This is a genomic window from Kribbella sp. NPDC051936 (assembly GCF_040680955.1).
In the GTDB taxonomy this organism is placed as follows: domain Bacteria; phylum Actinomycetota; class Actinomycetes; order Propionibacteriales; family Kribbellaceae; genus Kribbella.
Genome location: NZ_JBFAXS010000011.1, coordinates 142,665 through 160,848 on the forward strand (window position 1 = coordinate 142,665; position 18,184 = coordinate 160,848).

Sequence of the window (18,184 nt, forward strand, 5' to 3'; positions counted from 1 at the left end):
CTGTCACTCCTCCTCGTGCGGGATCGCCGCTACGGCCTGGATTTCGATCAGCAGCTGGGGATGCGGCAGCTGATGCACTGCGACGGTCGTCCGGGCCGGCCCGGACTCGTCGAAGAATTCGGCGTACACCTCGTTGTACCCCCCGAAGTCGTTCATCGACACCAGGTACGTCGTGACGCTGACGAGATCCTCGAGTCCCGCGCCCACCGCCGCCAGGATGTCACGGATGTTCTCCAGCACCGCCCGGGTCTGCTCGCGGATGTCCAGTGAGACCGTCCCGAGCGAGTCGACCGACGCACCGGCGATCGAGTTGTCCGGCCGCCGGCTCGACGTCCCCGACACGAAGGCGAAGCCGCCACTGACCTTGACGTGCGGGAACCGGCCGCGCGGCGTGGCCTTACCGGGCACGACGGTCATGACAGCTCCACGCAGACGTTCGTCGTTTCGGTGTAGAAGTCCACCGAATGCCGCCCGCCCTCGCGCCCGACGCCCGACAGCTTCACCCCGCCGAAGGGCGTGCGCAGGTCGCGGAGGAACCAGGTGTTGACCCAGCACAGGCCGACGTCGAGAGCGGCGCCGGCACGGTGGGCCCGGCCCACGTCCCGGGTCCAGACCGTTGCCGCGAGGCCGTAGTCGCTGTCGTTGGCCAGGGCGAACGCTTGCTCTTCGGTGTCGAACGGCGCGACATGACAGATCGGGCCGAAGATCTCTTCACGATTCGTCCGAGCGTCTTCAGGCAGACCGGTGACCACGGTCGGCTGTATGTAGCAGCCGCCGTCGCGGGCGTCCCCGAAGGTGGGTACGCCGCCGCCGGTCAACACCTCGGCGCCTTCGGCCCGAGCGAGGTCGTAGTACGACAGGACCTTGTCGCGGTGTTGTTTCGAGATCAGCGGCATGTTCGTGGTGGCCTCGTCGGCGGGCCAGCCGTACGTGAGCTCGGCGGCGCGCGCGGCCAGGCGCGTGCAGAACTCGTCGAACACCGGTCGCTGCACATAGAGGCGTTCGGTGCACAGGCAGACCTGGCCACCGTTGGTGAAGGTCGAGCGGACCGAGCCTTCGACGGCGTCGTCGAGCGAGGCGTCGGCGAAGACCAGGCCGGCGTTCTTGCCGCCGAGCTCGAACGACACCGCCTTGACCCGGTCCGCCGCGACCTTCGCGATCGCCGTCCCGGTCGCCGACTCGCCGGTGAACGTGATCGCGTCCACGCCCGGGTGCCGGGTCAGGTACTCCCCCGCCGACGACGGGCCGAAGCCGTGCACCAGGTTGAAGACACCGTCCGGTACGCCGGCCTCCGCCATCACCTCCGCGAGCACGGTCGCCGACGCGGGCGTCTCCTCGGACGGCTTCACCACGACGGCGTTGCCGCAGGCGAGAGCCGGGGCGACCTTCCAGGTGAGCAGCAGCAGCGGGAGATTCCACGGGACGACGACGGCGACCACACCGACCGGTTTACGGACGGCGTAGTTCAGCGCCCGTCGCCCGTCGGGCAGCGTCGTCGCGTACGACTCGGTCGGCAGCGTCGTCGCGAAGTCGGCGAACGCGCGGAAGTTCGCCGCGCCGCGCGGGACGTCCAGCGTGCGCGCCTGGCTGATCGACTTCCCGGTGTCGCCGACCTCGGCCGCCACCAGGTCCTCGAACCGCCGCTCGAGCCCGTCCGCGACCCGCCGCAGGACGCCGGCCCGCTCCTGCTCGCTCATCCGCCCCCACGGGCCTTTCAGCGCAGCACGAGCCGCCACCACGGCCGCATCGACAGTCGCCTCATCGGCCTCACAGACATCAAATATCTGCTCCCCCGTCACCGGCGAAACCTTTGCAAACCGCGAGGCACTCTCGACGAACGATCCGCCGACAAAGTGTCGCAACAACCCAACCGCCGCGGGCTGCCCAGTCAGCAACTCAGGCGACCACAAGCTCATCCGATCCCACCTCCCCGGGCGGTGACAGTCGCGGGGTTGTCCGCTGGTGTGAGGGGTTCTTCGTCGGCATACCAGCGAAGAACCCCCAACGCGCGGGGTTATCCCCTCGCGCGCGGAGCGGCGGGCGCGGCGCGGGGGTTCGCGCGCGGAGCGGAGGCGGCGCGGGTGTCGGCGCGGTCATCGGCGGAGCCTTCGGCGGGCGAGGGTGAGGAGGGCTCCGGCAACGGCGACCGCCGCCGCGCCCAGCACCTGCTGCTGGCGGCGGACGCGGCGTTGGACCTCGGCGTACGGCGTGGTGGAGAAGGAGACCAGCTCGTAGCGGGAGACGTAGCGGCCCGGGAGCAGGCGTTCGAGCGCGTGCTCCACCTGTTTCTGCAGCCGGAAGACCGGGCTGGCGACCTTGTCGCGCATCTCGACGAAGTTGGCCAGCGCCATCTCCGCGATCGCCTCGGTGTTCTCCCGCCGGCGCGTCTCGAACAGCGGCAGGGCCCGCGCCCACGAGCCGCCGGTGTCGTCGAGACAGCGGTCCAGCTCGACCACGTCCTCGAACGCGCAGTTCGCGCCCTGGCCGTAGAACGGGACGATCGCGTGCGCCGCGTCGCCGAGCAGCGCCGTCCGTCCGTGCGCCTGCCACGGCAGCGTGTGCACGGTCCCGAGCACGCCGACCGGGTTGTTCAGGTAGTCGTCGACCAGATCAGGGGCCAGCGGCAACAGATCGGGATAGTGCTCGCGGAAGTGTGCCGAGATCGCGTCCGCCGTGGTCAGCGCGTCGAACGACCCGGCCGGCCAGAACAGCGTGCAGGTGAACGAGCGGTCCGGGTTGGGCAGCGCGATCATCATCGACGTACCGCGCGGCCAGATGTGCAGGGCGCCGGGATCGAGCGCGAACTCGCCGTCGTCGGCCGGGATCGACAGCTCCTTGTACCCGTAGTCGAGGAAGTCCACGTCCTCCGCGACGATGCCCTCGGCAAGCAGTTGCTCGCGGACCGCGGACCCCGCGCCGTCGGCGCCGAGCACCACGTCGGCCGTCACCGACACCTTCCCGGACGGGGTCGCGAACACCAGCTGCCCGGCCGCCGAATCGAGCTCCACCAGCCGGTGCTCGAATTCGACCGTCACGCCGTCGGCGGCCGCCGCGGCCGACAGCAAGGCGTTGTTCAGCGCGCCGCGGCTGATCGAGTTGATCGCCCGGTCCCCCGACGCCGAGTACGCCTGGAAGTCCAGCGGCCCCGCGACCGGATGGATCATCCGGCCCTTCATCGGCAGCGCGTCCGCCATCACCTCGTCGACCAGGCCGATCCGCCGCAGCGCGTCCAGTCCGCGTTCGGAGATGGCCAGGTTGATCGACCGGCCCCGCTCGACCTGCGCGACCCGCGGATCCGGGCGGCGCTCGTACAGCGTCACGGACAACCCGCGCCGGGCCAGGAAACACGCGAGCAGCGAGCCGGTCAGGCCGGCGCCGACGATCGCGACCTTCATGCCATCACCCCGGCCAACGCCGACGCGGCCCGCCAGCAGTCGTGGTACGTCGAGTACAGCGGCACCGGCGCGAGCCGCAGTACGTCGGGCTCCCGGGAGTCCGCGATCACGCCGTACTCGAACCGCAACCGACGCGACAGCTCCCCCGCGCCGCCGCGGACCCGCACGGACAGCTGCGCCCCGCGCCGCGCCGGGTCGCTCGGGGTGATGACGTCGAAACCCGCGAGCAGCTCCGAGAGGTACGCCGTCAGCCGCACGCTCCGCTCCCGCAGGACGTCGATGCCGATCCGGTCGAAGATCTCCAGCGAGGTCCGCACCGGGCTCATCGAGAAGATCGGCGGGTTGGACACCTGCCACGCATCCGCGCTCGCCGGCGGCCGGGACTCGGGCGTCATCTCGAACCGCGTCTTCGCCTCCGTGCTCCACCAGCCCTCGAACCGCGGCAGGTCCCCGCCGAGATGCCTTTCGTGCACGAATGCACCGGCGATCGCGCCCGGACCGGAGTTCAGGTACTTGTACGAGCACCACGCCGCGAAGTCCACGTCCCAGTCGTGCAACGCCAGCGGGACGTTGCCGGCCGCGTGCGCGAGGTCCCACCCGACGACCGCGCCGGCCGCGTGACCGGCCTTGGTGATCGTCGGGATGTCCATCAGCTCGCCGGTCAGGTAGTTCACCCCGCCGAGGAGGACGAGCGCCACGTCGCCGCCGAGCTGCTCGACGACGTCCGCCGTCCGCAGGCTGTTCTCCCCCGGCCGCGGGCGCAACCGGACGACCGCGTCCTCCGGGTCGTACCCGTGGAAGCGGACCTGCGACCGGACGGCGTAGCTGTCCGACGGGAACGCCGAGTCCTCGATCACGATCCGGTGCCGCGACCGCGTCGGCCGGTAGAACGACACCATCAACAGATGCAGGTTGACGGTGAGCGTGTTCATCACGACCGTCTCGCTCGGCAACGCGCCGACCAGCCGCGCCGCGGGACCGGTCAGCAGCTCGTGGTACGGCAACCAGGGCCGCTCGGCGTCGAGATGGCCTTCGACGCCGAGCGCGGCCCACGAGTCCAGGTCCTGGAGCAGCTCGGCCCGGGTCGCCTTCGGCCGGAGCCCCAGCGAGTTGCCGGCGAAGTACGCCACCTCGGGGTGGTCGCCGCCCTGCGCCGGCGGTACGTCGAACAGCTCCCGGTGCCCGGGATCCGCGGCATCGAGCTGCAGCGCCTCGGCTTGCGTGCTCACGCCTCGGTGACCTCGTCGGCGCCGGCCTGATCGGACATCGCGGCCTTCGGCGGCTCGATCACCTGTCCCTTGCCGAGCACCGTGACGCCGCCCTTGGAGACGGTGAAGCCGCGTTCCCGGTCGTAGTCCTGGTCGACGCCGATCTCGGTGCCGTCCGGGACGACGACGTTCTTGTCCAGGATCACGTTCTTCAGCACGACGTTCTTGCCGATCCGGCAGTTGTCCATGATCACCGAGCGCTGGATGTCGGCGCCGGCGCTGACGATCACGTTCGACCCGAGCACCGAGTGGTCCACGTGCGCGCCGGACACGATCGAGCCCTGGCAGACGATCGACTCGCCGACCGTCGCGTCGTCGGTGAACTTCGCGCCCGGCAGTTGCGGGTGCGAGGTGAAGATCGGCCAGTCGTGGTTGTACAGGTTGAACACCGGCTGGATCGACACCAGGTCCATGTGCGCCTCGTGGTAGGAGTCCAGCGACCCCACGTCCCGCCAGTACGAGCGGTCCCGGTCCAGGGCACCCGGTACGTCGTTGTCCTTGAAGTCGTAGACGCCCGCCTTGCCCTCGGCAACGAGCATCGGGACGATGTCGCCGCCCATGTCGTGCCGCGACGCCGGGTTCGCGGCGTCCTTGCGCAGCGCCTCGACCAGCACGTCCCGGGTGAACACGTAGTTGCCCATCGACGCGAACGTCTCGTCCGGGGAGTCCGGCAGCCCCGGCGGGTCGGCCGGCTTCTCCAGGAACTCCTCGATCACCTGGCCGTCGGCGCCGGTCTTGATGACGCCGAACTCGGTCGCCTCGACGCGCGGCACCCGGATGCCGGCCACGGTCACGCCGTTGCCGCGCTCGATGTGCGCGGCGACCATCTGGGAGGCGTCCATCCGGTACACGTGGTCGGCGCCGAAGACCACGATGTACTCCGGGTCCGCGTCGTTGATCAGGTTCATCGACTGGTAGATCGCGTCCGCGCTGCCCTGGTACCACTGCGGGCCGAGCCGCTGCTGCGCCGGGACGCACGTCACGTAGTTGCCGAGGAACGTCGACATCCGCCAGGTGAGCGTGACGTGCCGGTCGAGCGAATGCGATTTGTACTGCGTCAGCACACAGAGATTTCGATAACCGGCGTTGACCAAATTCGACAGCACGAAGTCGATCAGGCGATAACTGCCGCCGAACGGCACGGCCGGTTTGGCCCGGTCCGCCGTCAGCGGCATCAACCGCTTCCCCTCGCCACCGGCCAGCACGATTCCGAGAACTCTGGGCGCCTTTGCCATGTCCGCACCTTAACGCCGGGAGCCCTCTTGCATAAGCGGTTGCTCGTGTCGCGACACTGTGAGGATGCCGATCCTCATCGTTCCGTCCGTCGCCGTTCACCGTTCGTTTCTCGCGGCCTGGGACGAGCTCGGTCCGGATCATGAGCGCTGGATGGGCACCCGGTCACTCGCCGACGACACCGAGTGGACCCGGGAGCAGGCCGCCGACCCGGGCGAGTTCCACCGGCTGGTCGAGGCGATCAGGAGCGAGGCCGAGCCGGCGACGGTGCTGCCCGCCGGGTTCGTGCACCAGACCGTGCTGTGGTTCGTCGACGGCGTCGAGTTCCTCGGCCGGCTCTCGATCCGGCACGAGCTGACGCCGGCACTGACCGAGGTCGGCGGGCACATCGGGTACTTCGTCCGCCCGTCGGCCCGCCGGAACGGGTACGCGACCCAGATGCTCGTCCAGTCGCTGCCGATCGCCGCCGGGCTCGGCATCGACCCGGCCCTGGTGACGTGCGACCTGGACAACACCGCGTCGCGCAAGGTGATCGAGGCAGCCGGCGGCGAACTGGAAGACGAACGACACGGAAAGCTGCGCTTCTGGGTGCCGACAGCCGTCGTCTGATGACCTATGGTCGGAGATTGTGAAGGTCGCCATTTTGACGCGTGAGTTTCCTCCGGACGTGTACGGCGGGGCGGGGGTGCATGTGGACTTCCTGGTCCGCGAGCTGCGCCGGCTGATCGACGTCGACGTGCACTGCATGGGCGAGCCCCGGCAGGGCGCGACCGCACACTCCGAGGACGACCCGCGGATCCCGAACGCGAACGCCGCGCTGCGGATCCTGTCCACCGACCTGACGATGACCGCCGCGGTCGGCGGCTCGCAGCTCGTGCACTCGCACACCTGGTACGCGAACATGGCGGGGCACTGGGCCAAGCTGCTGTACGACGTACCGCACGTGGTGACCGCGCACTCGCTGGAGCCGCGCCGGCCGTGGAAGGCCGAGCAACTGGGCGGCGGCTACCGGCTGTCGAGCTGGGCCGAGCGGACCGCGTACGAGGCGGCCGATGCCGTGGTCGCGGTGAGCCGCGGTATGCGGACCGACGTCCTCGACTGCTACCCGTCGATCGACCCGGCGCGCGTGCACGTGATCTCCAACGGCATCGACGCGGACTTCTACCGGCCGGATCCGTCGACGCACGTGCTCGAGCGGCTCGGCGTCGACCTGAGCCGTCCGTACGTGACGTTCGTCGGCCGGATCACCCGGCAGAAGGGCGTGCCGCACCTGCTCCGGGCGGGCCTGCGGCTGGACCCGTCGGTGCAGCTCGTGCTGCTCGCGGGCGCGGCCGACACGGCAGAGCTGAAAGCCGAGACCGACGCGCTGATCGACGACCTGCGGCTGGCCCGGGACGGCGTGTTCGTGGTCTCCGAGATGCTGCCGCGCGAAGAGGTCCGGCAGGTGCTGACGCACGCGCTGGCGTTCTGCTGCCCGTCGATCTACGAGCCGCTCGGCATCGTCAACCTGGAGGCGATGGCCTGCGAGACCGCGGTCGTCGCGAGCGCGGTCGGCGGCATCCCCGAGGTCGTCGACGACGGCGTGACCGGCATCCTGGTGCCGTACGACGAGCACGACACGGACACCTTCGAGCGCGGTCTGGCGGACGGGATCAACGCGCTCGTCGACGACCCGGCCAAGGCGTCGGCGATGGGCAAGGCAGGGCGCGAACGCGCGGTCTCGCAGTTCGGGTGGGACGCCGTCGCGCAACGCACCGTCGAGCTGTACACCAGCCTGCTCGGGTAGGCAAAACCCCACCTGCGTCCGGGAGTTCGCACCATTCTGCGCGAGGGCCCGCGGCGGTTGGGTTGAGGTATGACTTCTCGCCTGACCAAGACGGTCGCCGCCACGCTCGCCACTGCCGCCCTCCTCGCCTACCCGGCGGCCGCTTTCGCGGCAGCAAGCCAACCGGCAGCCTTCAACCCCGCCGCCGCCACAGTCCTGGGTCTGCGCGGTGCGGTCGTCTCGGCAACGCCGATCGCCCACCTGACAGCGGCTCAGCTCGACGCGGCGGCAGCCGACTTCCCCGATGCGCCGCGCTCGTCGTACGGCGTCACGGCGTACCGGCTGATCTACCGGACGGTCGACACCCACGGCCGTCCGACAACGGCCAGCGGCATCGTCGTACTCCCGGACGGCCGCCGCGGCGCGCTGACCGTGGTGGAGTACCTGCACGGCACCAGCGCCACCAAGAAGGACGCCGCCTCGGTCGACGACACGTCGACGGATCGCCTGGTCACGGCGCTGTTCGCGGGTCAAGGACTGGTCGGCGTGGCGCCCGACTACCTCGGGCTGGGCGCGGGGCCGGGCCTGCATCCGTACATCGACACGAAGACCGAGACCTCCGCGTCGGTGGACCTGCTGGCAGCCGCGCGGACGTTCGCGGCCCGGCACGGGGTGGCGCTGAAGCGGGACGTGCTCGTCACCGGGTTCTCGCAGGGCGGTCGCGCCTCGCTGGCGTTCGGGCGCGCGTTGAGCCGCGGCGAGGCCGGGCCGTTCCGGCTCGGCGCGATCCGCGCAGTCGCGGGACCTTACGACCTGCTCGGGCAGGAGTTCCCGGCCGCGTTCGACGGGCGCGTGATCCCGCCGACCGCGACGTTCTACCTCGGCTACTTCGTGACCGCGTGGAACCGGACCGTCGGGTTGTACGACGATCCGCGCGAGGCGTTCCAGGCGCCGTACGCGGCCACCGTCGAGGGACTGTTCGACGGCTCGCACACCTTCGAGGAGATCGTCGCCGGCCTGCCGGACTCGCCCGAGAAGCTGTTCACGCCGGAGTTCGCCGAGCGGCTGCAGCACCCCGCCGGCCGGTTCCTGCAGGCACTCCGGCAGGCCGACCGGATCTGCCAGGACTGGACGCCGCGCGTCCCGGTGCACCTCTACAACGGAACGAAGGACACCGACGTGGTCGCGTCCAACGCCGACTCGTGCGCGGCGTCCCTGCACTCCCGCGGAGCGAGCGTGACAGTGCATTCGATGGGGGCCGTCGACCATGTGGGAACGGCGTTCGCGGCGTTCCCGGAGATCATTCGGGCCTATGCTCGCTGGGCCTGACGCGGGGTGCGTCCTGAGGGGCGACCAGGCTGCCGAGCAGGGCGAGCGACTCCTCGTCGCGGGATCCCGGCACGGCATGGAAGACGACCAGCGTCACGTTGTCGGTGCCGCCGATCGTCAGCTTGTCCGACCGGAGGTCGAGGTCCCCGACCTCCGGATGGGTGAGCTTGCTCAGCCGGCCGCGCCGGGGCCGCACCTCGTGGCGCGCCCACAGCTGCCGGAACCGTTCGCTACGGACCGACAGATCGCCCACGAGGTCCTTCAGCCGCGCGTCGTCGACGTTCGGGCCGAGCTCGGAGCGCAGCACGGCGACGCCTTCCTCGGTGAGCTCGTCCCAGTCCCGGCGCAGGTCCTGCTCGCGGGGGTCGAGCAGGACGGCCGTGAGCAGGTTGACGCCGACGGCGTAGTTCGGTGAGAGCGCCGCGCAGAGCGCGTTGACCGCGAGGACGTCGGTGTACTTGTTCTGCACGTACGCCGGATTGTTCGGCCACCCGGCGATCAGCTCGACGATGCTCTCCGGAGCCTGCTCGCCCCGCGGCTGCTGTCTCGGGACGGAGCGTTCCTGCGCGAGCCCGAGCAGGTACGCCGTGGCGTCGGCATCCAGCCGCAGCACGCCGGCGAGCGCCTCGAGCACCTGGACCGACGGGTTGCGGTCCCGGCCTTGCTCCAGGCGGAGGTAGTAGTCGGAGCTGATGCCCGCGAGCAGTGCGACCTCCTCGCGCCGCAGCCCGGGGACGCGGCGCAGGCCGATACTCCGGATGCCGACGTCCTCGGGCCGCACCTGCTCACGCCGGGCCCGGAGGTAGTCGCCCAAGGCGTTCGTACCGTCCATGCGATCTACGGTAACCAACCCTCCAGTTCGCGTTGGAGCATCTCGATCAGGGCCTCGACATCCGCCTCGACCATCGGTTCACCGGTCATGCCCATGCGGTGCAGCAGCGTGCCGATGACGACGTCGATGAAGAACAGAACGCGCTGCTCGGACAACCCGAGCGACTCGATGAGCACCTTCCGGTACGGGTCCTGCAGTTGCGTGGACAGGATCTCGCGCAGCTCCGGATCACCGATCGCGTCCGTGAACACGCCGGCGAACGCGGCCGCGACCCCGGGCTCGGCAATCCGGCGCGCCCCGAAGCGGATCGCCGCGGCCAGGTCCTGCGCACGGTCGCGGCCGGCCGGGGGCAGCGGGCCGAAGGTGTCGACCAGGCACGCGGTCACGAGCGCGCCCTTGGACGGCCACCGCCGGTAGATCGTCGTCTTCGCGATCCCGGTCGCCGCCGCGATCCGGTCGACCGTGGCCCGGGTGTAGCCGAGCTCGTGGATCGTCGCCAGCGTCGCCGCGAACACCTCCGCGTCGACACTCGAACGGGGCCGGCCGGGCGGCCGTGTGCTGGGAGTCATGAGCCCACCCTACCGAGTTATGCTACCTTCGGTATCGATACCAGTTGTAGCGAAACCGCAAGGACGGTGCTCGATGAACAGATCCGCCACCCTGGCCCCGCCCGCACAGCGGGCCCCCCTGGGCGTCCGCCTGGTCTACTCCGTGCGCAAGGAGCCCGACTACCGGTCGATGACGCCGGCCGATCTCGCCGCCTTCGGCGAAGTCGCGAACCGGATCGTCAACTCCCGCTTCGCCCGCCTGCTCACCGGCATCCCGCACAGCGGCGTGACCATCAGCTGGCAGCAGGTCCGGCTCGCCGATCGCACGATCCGGGTCCGGGTGCACCGCCCGAAGAACTCGGGCACACTGCCGCTGGTCCTGCATGTGCACGGCGGCGGCTACGTGGGCACTGCGGTTCAGTGCGACTGGATCAACAGCCACGTCGCCGCGCGGGTGTCGGCGGTCGTCGTTTCCGTCGAGCATCGGCTGATGGACCACCAGACTCCGCTCGCGGCGATGGTCGACGACGGCTGGGACGTCCTGCGGCACGTGTTCCAGCACGCGTCCGAGTGGGGCATCGACCCGACCCGGGTCGCTGTGGCCGGCGAGAGCGCAGGCTCGATGGTGGCCGCACTCTCCGCACTGAGGGCCCGCGAGGCGGGACTGTCCTTGCGGGCGCAGGTGCTGGTCAATGCCTGCGTCGACGTGACCTCGACCGCGCTCGACTACGACTCGGTGCGGCAGTATCCGGACACGCCGACGCTCACCCGCGAGTCACTCGAGTTCTTCCGCCGCCTCGCCGTACCGGAGGGGACGGATCCGCGCCCGGTGTCACCGCTGTACGCCGACCACCTCGGCGGGCTGCCGCCGACGCTGTTGGTGATCCCGGTGCTCGACCCGGTCGCAGACCACGGCCGCGTGTACGCCGAGCGGCTGCGGGAGGCGGGCACCACAGTCGCCGTCAGCGAGTACTCCAAGGCCGGACACGCGTTCATCAGCATGCCCGGCCTGGTACCGCAGGCCCGCCCGGCGCGCGACCGCATCGTCGATTTCCTCTGCGACCGCTTCAGGTAGTTGCCACGAGCCCCGATCAGCCGATGCCGGAGGTCGGCGTGTCGGAGGACAGCCAGGTGCTGAGCAGGCGGGCGCCGGCGCCGGTCGCGCCGACGGAGTACTCGAAGCGGTCGGCCGGGGACTCGGCGATCGACGACAGGTCGAGGTGGGCCCACGGCACGTCGCCGGCGAACGCCTTCAGGAACAGGGCCGCCGTGATCGAGCCGGGGCCCTTCGAGCTGTTCACCGAGTCGGCGATCGGCGTCGAGATCAGCTCCTCGTACTCGGCCGGCAGCGGCATCCGCCACAGCTCCTCACCGGACACCCGGCCGGCGTCCGCGAGGTTGTCCGCCAGCGCGTCGTCGGTCGCGAACATTCCGCCGTACAGCATCGCGCCGAGCGACACCTTGATCGCGCCGGTCAGCGTGGCGATGTCGACGAGCACGTCGGGCTTCAGCTCCTGCACGGCGTACGCGAGCCCGTCGGCGAGCACGAGGCGGCCCTCGGCGTCGGTGTTCTTCACCTCGGTGGTGCGGCCGCCGAAGTGCCGGATCACGTCGTCCGGGCGGTACGCCGAACCGGACGGCATGTTCTCCGCGGCGCAGACCAGGCCGGTCACCCGCACGTTCGCGCCGAGGTCGCGCAGCGCAGACATCGTGGCGATCACCGAGCCGCCGCCGGTCATGTCGCGCTTCATCGACACCATGCCCTCGCGCGGCTTCAGCGACAGGCCGCCGGTGTCGTAGGTGATGCCCTTGCCGACCAGCACGACGTACGGCGTTTTCTTGGTCGCGCCCGCGGGCGTGTAGTCGAGCCGGACGAACCGCGGCGGCCGGGTCGAGCCCTGGCCGACCGCGAGGATGCCCCCGAAGCCGTCCGCTGCGAGCTTCTTCTCGTCCCAGACCGTCACCTCGAGGCCGGTCGCGGCGGCGACCTCGGTCGCGCGCGCCGCGAGCCAGGCCGGGTCCTTCTCGTTCGACGGGGTGATCGCGAGTTGCCGGGCCAGCCAGCCGGTGCGCCCGATCACGACACCGCGGTCGATCACCGGCTGCCGCACGGCGGCCGACCCGTCGGTCACCGTCACCGTGCCGACCGCGGGCTTGCCCGGGTCGACCGTCTTCTGCGTGTACGAGAACGAGCCGAGCACCACGCCCTCGGCGAACGCCTGCAGCCTCGCGTCGTCGATGCCTTCGGCAACGACAGTGGTGAGCTCGTCCTTGCCGCGACCGAACCGCGCGACCGCCGCCCCGGCGTGTCGCAGGTCCTTGGCGCTCACGTCGCCGGCCCCGACGAGCAGGATCTCGGCGACGTCACCGGTCAGCAGCGGGTACGCCGCCGTGGCGCCGGCGGACGGGCTGAACCCGGTGCCGCACTGCGCCTCGTACAACCGGTCGAGGTCGACGCCGAGCCGCTCCCCCGCTTCCTTCGCGGCCGCCGGCAGACCGTCCTCGGCACCGACGACGATCACCCACGTCGACGATCCGTGCACCGGCAGACCGGGCTGCCAGGCAACGACCGGAAGACTGGGAAAAGGAGACGAGCTGCTGCGGCGAGCCACTGGGTCGAACCTCACTGGTTGATCAGACAGGGATCAGATAGGGCAAAGCAAACCGTAACGACCCCGGCCGGTGCCGAAAAGAGCGGCACCCACCGGGGTCGGTGAAAGGCAGGGGCGAAGGTCACCCCCGGAGGATGTGATCAGCCGACGACGGCCTTCAGTGCGTTCCCGAGCTCGGTCGCCTCTTCGGCGTTGAGCTCGACGACGAGCCGGCCGCCGCCCTCGAGCGGAACCCGCATCACGATCCCGCGGCCCTCCTTGGTGACCTCGAGCGGACCATCGCCCGTCCGCGGCTTCATCGCCGCCATGCGCGCACCCCTTCCCAGTGTCGGTGTTGAGCGACGACACCGCGCAGACATTCCGTCGCCGGCGCCGTTGCGGTGATGCGCCGTCGGCGCGTATCGCAGTGTGTATCTGTGTGTGTCAGGCCCCATTATTCCCGATCCCGGGCCAGAGGCGTGCACCATACGGCAGACTCGAGTCTTGTGCACGCCCGTTCAGCCCTCTTCGACCTGTACGGCGATCACCTGCGCGCGAGAGGTGCGCAGGCTCCGGTCGCTGCTCTCGTCCGGCTGCTGGCGCCGCTGGGCGTCCATCCGCCCGCGGTCCGGACAGCCGTCTCCCGGATGGTCCGGCAGGGCTGGCTGGAGCCGGTCCGGATCGACGGCCAGCCCGGATACGCGCTGACCGCCCGGGCGCGTCGCCGCCTCGACGACGCGGCCGTCCGGATCTACCGCACCGCGCCCGACGGCACACCGGTGGCGGCCGGTTCCGAGGGCCCGGGCGACTGGGACCGGCACTGGCACCTGGGCATCCTGCGCGAGGTCCCGAACGCCCGGCGCCGCGACCAGCTGGCGGGCCAACTTTCCTTCCTGGGTTGGGCTCCGCTGTCCGACGGCGCCTGGGTCGGACTGCGCAACGACGCCGAGGTCGACCAGATCCTCGCGGCGGAGGGCATCGCCGCGGACCGGTTCCGCGCCCCGGTCGACAGCGGCGCTCCGGCGTTCGCCCGGCGGGTCTGGAAACTCGACGAGCTCGGCGCGTCGTACGAGGCCTGGCTGATCGAGGCGAAGGCCGTGGTGGACGCCGCCGGCGCCGAGACGAGCGACGAGCAGGCGTTCGCGGTCCGGTCCGAGCTGGTGCACGAGTGGCGCAAGTTCCTGTTCAGCGATCCGGGGCTTCCGGACGAGCTGCTGCCGGCCGGCTGGGCCGGGACGAAGGCCGCCGCGTTCTTCGATTTCCACGCCGAACGACTGAGCCCCGCGGCCGGGCGTTTCGTCGACAACTGCCTGACCCAGCACTGAAAATCTCGCCTGAATCTCACTGACAGTCAAGGAGCTGACCACGATGAGTGATCTCGTCACGTACGCCGTCGCCGAAGGTGTCGCGACCGTCACCCTCAACCGGCCGGAGGCGATGAACGCACTCGACACGCCGACCAAGGTCCTGCTCCGCGACACGGTCCAGGCCGCCGCCGACGACCCGGCCGTACGGGTCGTCGTCCTGACCGGAACCGGACGGGCGTTCTGCGTCGGGCAGGACCTGAAGGAGCACATCGGGCTGCTGCAGGCCAACGACCAGGCCGCGCTGTGGAGCACCGTGCCGGACCACTACGCGCCGATCGCCCTGGCGCTCGCCGAGATGCCGAAGCCGGTGATCGCGGCGGTGAACGGCGTCGCGGCCGGGGCCGGCGCGTCGATGGCGTTCGCGTGCGACTTCCGGATCGTTGCCGACACCGCGGGCTTCAACGTCGCGTTCGCGGGGATCGCGCTGTCCTGCGACACCGGCATCTCCTGGACCCTCCCGCGCCTCATCGGCCAGGCGAAGGCGCTCGAGCTCCTGTACTTCCCGCGCACCATCCCGGCCGCCGAGGCGCTCGACCTCGGCCTGGCGAGTTCGGTCGTGCCGGCCGACGGCCTGGAGAGCGCCGTCGCCGAGCTGGCCGGGAAGCTCGCGGCCGGCCCGACCGTCGCGTACGGCGCCGTCCGGCAGTCCATCGGCTACTCGGCCAGCCACACACTCGCCGAGTCCATCGCGTTCGAGGCGACCAAGATGCAGCTCACCGGCGGCACCGAGGACCACCGCAACGCCGTCGACGCCTTCGTCGCCAAGCAGAAGCCCACCTTCCACGGCCGCTGAGCGGTCAGGTCTTGTAATCGTTTACGTAAGCGATTACAACCTGACCTGTGAGGAAACTGCTGCTGCCTGTTCTGACCACCGCCACGCTGGTCGGAAGCCTTGTCGTGCCCGGGTCCACCGCGGCGCCGGCCGCCCCGCCGGGCACCATCGCGCCGGCCGCCGTGCGGTCGGCGACGCTCGGCGAGAACATCAACTACAACGTCTACCTGCCGGCGGGGTACGACGCGTCGGCGCAGCGCTACCCGGTGCTCTACCTGCTGCACGGGCGCGGCGACTCGATGAGCGCCTGGACGCAGGTGAAGAGCCGGCTGGACGAGCTGATCGGCGGCGGTGAGATCCCGCCGACGATCGCGATCATGCCGGACGCGCCGTGGAGCAACCGGGCGAGCTGGTACGTCGACTCGGCCTACACCGGGACCGACCCGGGACGGCCGGTCGAGACCGCGTTCCTCGAGGACCTCGTGCCGCACGTCGACGCGACGTACCGCACGATCGCGGACCGCAGCGGGCGGGCGATCGCCGGGTACTCGATGGGCGGCGCCGGCGCGCTGCGGTACTCGCTCGCCCACCCGGACCTGTTCGGCGCCGCGATCGCGCTCAGCCCGGCGGTGTACTTCCCGCTGCCGCCGGGCGATTCGAGCACCCGTGAATTCGGTGCCTTCGGCAAGGGCAAGGACCCGTTCGTGGAGGCGACGTACCTGAAGCTGAACTGGCCGGCCGCGCTGAAGTCGTTCGCCGCCACCGGGCTGCGCTCGCACCTGTTCGTCGCGGTCGGCGACGACGAGTACAAGAACCCCCGAGCGGTCGACGCGACCCACGACCTCGACTTCGAGGCACATGTCGTGTTCAACCAGGCGTCCCGGGTGCCGACCCTGACCTCGGAGTTCCGCGTCGTCGACGGCGGCCACGACTGGGACGTGTGGGGCCCGACGTTCGCCGAAGGCGCGAAGTACGTCTTCCAGTACCTCGGGAAGCCGCCGGCAACGCCGATGCAGGCGGCGATCACCGGTACGCCGGGCGAGGACCGCGCCGGCGGGATCGCGACAGATGCCGCAGGCAACGTTTATCAGGCGGTCGGGGCGGCGGGCGCGCTGGACGGGCAGCCGTACGCCGGCGGGACGGACGTGGCGCTGGTCAAGTTCCGCCCCGACGGGTCGCGGGAGTGGACGCGATCGCTGGGCACCGGCGGGACGGAACGCGCGTACGGCGTCGCGGTGGACGCGGACGGACGCGTCGTGGTGACCGGGTACACGAACGGCGACCTGGACGGTGCGCATCCGGGGAACGCCACGGACGACGCCTTCGTGGCGCAGTACGACGCCGACGGGAACCGGCGGTGGCTGACGCAGTTCGGCGTACCGGGGGTGGCGGATCGGAGCTACTCGCTGGCGGTCGACGGGACCACGGTGTACGTCGGCGGCTACACGAAGGGCGCGCTCGGCGGCGCGAACCAGGGCGACAAGGACGTGTTCGTCGCGCGGCTCGACGCCGACGGGAAGCAGGTGTGGTTGCGGCAGACCGGCAGCGCGGGCGAGGACAAGGGGATGGCGGTCGCAGTGTCGGGCGGCACGGTCTATCTGGCGGGCATGACAGCCGGCGAGCTCGGCACGTCGGCCGGCGGGATCGACGGGTTCCTGGCGCGCTACTCGGCCGGGGGCGATGCGGTGTGGACGAAGCAGTTCGGCACGGCGGCGTCCGACGAGGTGTGGGGTATGGCGGCCGATCCGGCGGGTGGCGTTTATCTGGCGGGCTACACCGCGGGGGATTTCGCGGGAACGCTGAACGGCGACAAGGACATCCTGGTTGCTCGTGCCGACGCGGACGGCGTACTGACGTGGCGGGACCAGTTCGGAACCACCGGGAACGACAAGGCTGCCGCGATCGCTGTCGATCCGGGCGGCGCTGTCCACGTCGGCGGATTCACCGACGGATCGTTGGTCGCACCACTGGGCAAGTTCGACGGTGTGCTGGCGAAGTACGCGCCCGACCGGACGCGGACCTGGACGCGACAGTTCGGCACGGCGGACGACGATGCGGCAGACGCTTACGCCGAAGCGAATCTCTACCTCACCGCGACGTCCGCCGGCACCCAGTTGACCGGGCTGAGCGGAACCGACGTGTTCCGGACGGCCTTCACCGCGGACGGCACGAACAAGCTTCCGTAGAAGGGGGTCCGGGTCACAGCCCGGACCCCCTCTGAACGTTTGGTGGGCCCCACGACCGCGTTCCGGCCGGGCGAGTCACGGCCGGACAACCACCTGACAGCCGGGGAGCCCGCCGACACTTCATCACGTTCAGTGGCCGGAGCACAACTCGTTCAGCCGTTTGTCTTTCGATTTCCCCAAAGAGCCTTATGCAGCTGCCTTTTGCAGATGCACGTGCACGAGATTTACCGGGCTATACAGGTCGTCAAGTGGTCGTTGACGATGCCGGTCGCCTGCATCAACGCGTACGCCGTGGTGGGTCCGACGAACACGAAACCCTTCTTCTTCAGCGCCTTCGACATGGCCACGGATTCCGGCGTCGTGGCCGGCACGTCGGCGAGCGTCTTCGGCGCCTTGTGCTGCGCCGGACGGAACGACCAGAGCAGCTCGGTGAACTCGCCGTCGGCCAGGTCGAGCAGCGCGCGGGCGTTCGAGATCGTCGCGTTGATCTTCAGCCGGTTGCGGACGATGCCGGGGTCGGCCATCAGCCGCTCGAAGTCCGCGTCGTCGTACTTCGCGATCGTCTCCGGATCGAACCGCGCGAAGGCGGCCCGGAAGTTCTCCCGCTTGCGCAGGATCGTGATCCACGACAGCCCCGACTGAAACCCCTCGAGCGTCATCCGCTCGAACAGCCCGATGTCGTCGCGGATCTGCTTGCCCCACTCGGTGTCGTGATACTCGACGTACTCCGGCGCCGAAGTCGCCCACCCACACCGCGCCAGCCCGTCCGGCCCGACCACCGTCATACCCGCACCCCACAAACCTCGACCGACGCCAACGCGCCAAGGTGTCGCACCGTGCGCTCCCGATGTGTGAAGACCATGCCCCCAGTCAACCCGACGCCACCGACAGAACTACA

Annotated in this window: 17 protein-coding genes; 7 read left to right on the forward strand and 10 right to left on the reverse strand. The window is 70.4% G+C overall.

Annotation, left to right across the window (positions count from 1 at the left end):
* Positions 1 to 3 precede the first annotated feature (3 nt).
* The 5 genes from AB0L64_RS35000 to glgC form a co-directional block, all read right to left on the reverse strand.
* Positions 4 to 417 (reverse strand): RidA family protein, encoded by a 414-nt coding sequence (locus tag AB0L64_RS35000; RefSeq protein ID WP_363717289.1) that lies wholly within the window; start codon positions 415 to 417, stop codon positions 4 to 6.
* Positions 414 to 1,916, reverse strand: coding sequence for a 2-hydroxymuconic semialdehyde dehydrogenase (locus AB0L64_RS35005; protein WP_363717290.1), 1,503 nt, complete (start codon positions 1,914 to 1,916; stop codon positions 414 to 416). The genes AB0L64_RS35000 and AB0L64_RS35005 overlap by 4 nt, the downstream gene beginning before the upstream one ends.
* A 177-nt stretch (positions 1,917 to 2,093) precedes the next feature.
* Entirely contained in the window at positions 2,094 to 3,395 is a 1,302-nt protein-coding gene (locus tag AB0L64_RS35010) for an NAD(P)/FAD-dependent oxidoreductase (RefSeq protein WP_363717291.1), read from the reverse strand.
* Complete coding sequence (gene kynU / locus AB0L64_RS35015) at positions 3,392 to 4,624, reverse strand: kynureninase (protein WP_363717292.1); 1,233 nt, start codon at positions 4,622 to 4,624, stop codon at positions 3,392 to 3,394. The genes AB0L64_RS35010 and kynU overlap by 4 nt, the downstream gene beginning before the upstream one ends.
* Positions 4,621 to 5,898 carry a glucose-1-phosphate adenylyltransferase gene (glgC, locus tag AB0L64_RS35020; protein WP_359926049.1) on the reverse strand — a complete coding sequence of 426 codons (1,278 nt, stop codon included), beginning with the start codon at positions 5,896 to 5,898 and terminating at the stop codon, positions 4,621 to 4,623. The genes kynU and glgC overlap by 4 nt, the downstream gene beginning before the upstream one ends.
* Before the next feature lie 64 nt (positions 5,899 to 5,962).
* Between glgC and AB0L64_RS35025 the strand changes: the two genes are divergently transcribed.
* The 3 genes from AB0L64_RS35025 to AB0L64_RS35035 all read left to right on the forward strand — a co-directional run bounded on the left by AB0L64_RS35025 (position 5,963) and on the right by AB0L64_RS35035 (position 8,990).
* Positions 5,963 to 6,505, forward strand: a complete 543-nt coding sequence (locus AB0L64_RS35025; protein WP_363717293.1) for a GNAT family N-acetyltransferase — start codon at positions 5,963 to 5,965, stop codon at positions 6,503 to 6,505.
* A 19-nt stretch (positions 6,506 to 6,524) separates the two neighbouring features.
* Complete coding sequence (glgA, locus tag AB0L64_RS35030) at positions 6,525 to 7,682, forward strand: glycogen synthase (RefSeq protein ID WP_363717294.1); 1,158 nt, start codon at positions 6,525 to 6,527, stop codon at positions 7,680 to 7,682.
* Positions 7,683 to 7,751: 69 nt separating this feature from the next.
* Positions 7,752 to 8,990 carry a hypothetical protein gene (locus AB0L64_RS35035; RefSeq protein ID WP_363717295.1) on the forward strand — a complete coding sequence of 413 codons (1,239 nt, stop codon included), beginning with the start codon at positions 7,752 to 7,754 and terminating at the stop codon, positions 8,988 to 8,990.
* On the opposite strand, the gene AB0L64_RS35040 is transcribed toward AB0L64_RS35035, so the two are convergent.
* Positions 8,962 to 9,822, reverse strand: coding sequence for a helix-turn-helix transcriptional regulator (locus AB0L64_RS35040; protein ID WP_363717296.1), 861 nt, complete (start codon positions 9,820 to 9,822; stop codon positions 8,962 to 8,964). The genes AB0L64_RS35035 and AB0L64_RS35040 overlap by 29 nt on opposite strands.
* 5 nt (positions 9,823 to 9,827) lie before the next feature.
* Positions 9,828 to 10,391: a TetR/AcrR family transcriptional regulator gene (locus AB0L64_RS35045; RefSeq protein ID WP_363717297.1), complete on the reverse strand. Its 564-nt coding sequence runs from the start codon at positions 10,389 to 10,391 to the stop codon at positions 9,828 to 9,830.
* A 73-nt stretch (positions 10,392 to 10,464) separates the two neighbouring features.
* Here AB0L64_RS35045 and AB0L64_RS35050 point away from each other — a divergent pair, with 73 nt between their 5' ends.
* Complete coding sequence (locus tag AB0L64_RS35050; RefSeq protein WP_363717298.1) at positions 10,465 to 11,445, forward strand: alpha/beta hydrolase fold domain-containing protein; 981 nt, start codon at positions 10,465 to 10,467, stop codon at positions 11,443 to 11,445.
* A 16-nt stretch (positions 11,446 to 11,461) separates the two neighbouring features.
* Here the strand turns inward: AB0L64_RS35050 and AB0L64_RS35055 are convergent, their stop codons facing one another.
* A complete protein-coding gene (locus AB0L64_RS35055) occupies positions 11,462 to 12,982 on the reverse strand; it encodes a leucyl aminopeptidase family protein (protein WP_363717299.1) in 1,521 nt (506 codons plus the stop codon).
* 140 nt (positions 12,983 to 13,122) lie between these two features.
* Complete coding sequence (locus AB0L64_RS35060) at positions 13,123 to 13,290, reverse strand: DUF3117 domain-containing protein (RefSeq protein WP_355476735.1); 168 nt, start codon at positions 13,288 to 13,290, stop codon at positions 13,123 to 13,125.
* Positions 13,291 to 13,467: 177 nt separating this feature from the next.
* On the opposite strand from AB0L64_RS35060, the gene AB0L64_RS35065 reads away from it, so the two are divergent.
* The 3 genes from AB0L64_RS35065 to AB0L64_RS35075 are packed head-to-tail and all read left to right on the forward strand — an operon-like array spanning position 13,468 to position 17,286.
* Positions 13,468 to 14,286 (forward strand): PaaX family transcriptional regulator C-terminal domain-containing protein, encoded by an 819-nt coding sequence (locus AB0L64_RS35065; RefSeq protein ID WP_363717300.1) that lies wholly within the window; start codon positions 13,468 to 13,470, stop codon positions 14,284 to 14,286.
* 43 nt (positions 14,287 to 14,329) lie between these two features.
* Positions 14,330 to 15,121 carry an enoyl-CoA hydratase-related protein gene (locus AB0L64_RS35070; RefSeq protein WP_363717301.1) on the forward strand — a complete coding sequence of 264 codons (792 nt, stop codon included), beginning with the start codon at positions 14,330 to 14,332 and terminating at the stop codon, positions 15,119 to 15,121.
* Positions 15,122 to 15,168: 47 nt separating this feature from the next.
* Positions 15,169 to 17,286 (forward strand): alpha/beta hydrolase-fold protein, encoded by a 2,118-nt coding sequence (locus AB0L64_RS35075; protein ID WP_363717302.1) that lies wholly within the window; start codon positions 15,169 to 15,171, stop codon positions 17,284 to 17,286.
* A 224-nt stretch (positions 17,287 to 17,510) separates the two neighbouring features.
* On the opposite strand, the gene AB0L64_RS35080 is transcribed toward AB0L64_RS35075, so the two are convergent.
* Complete coding sequence (locus AB0L64_RS35080) at positions 17,511 to 18,071, reverse strand: DNA-3-methyladenine glycosylase I (RefSeq protein WP_363717303.1); 561 nt, start codon at positions 18,069 to 18,071, stop codon at positions 17,511 to 17,513.
* Positions 18,072 to 18,184 lie beyond the last annotated feature (113 nt).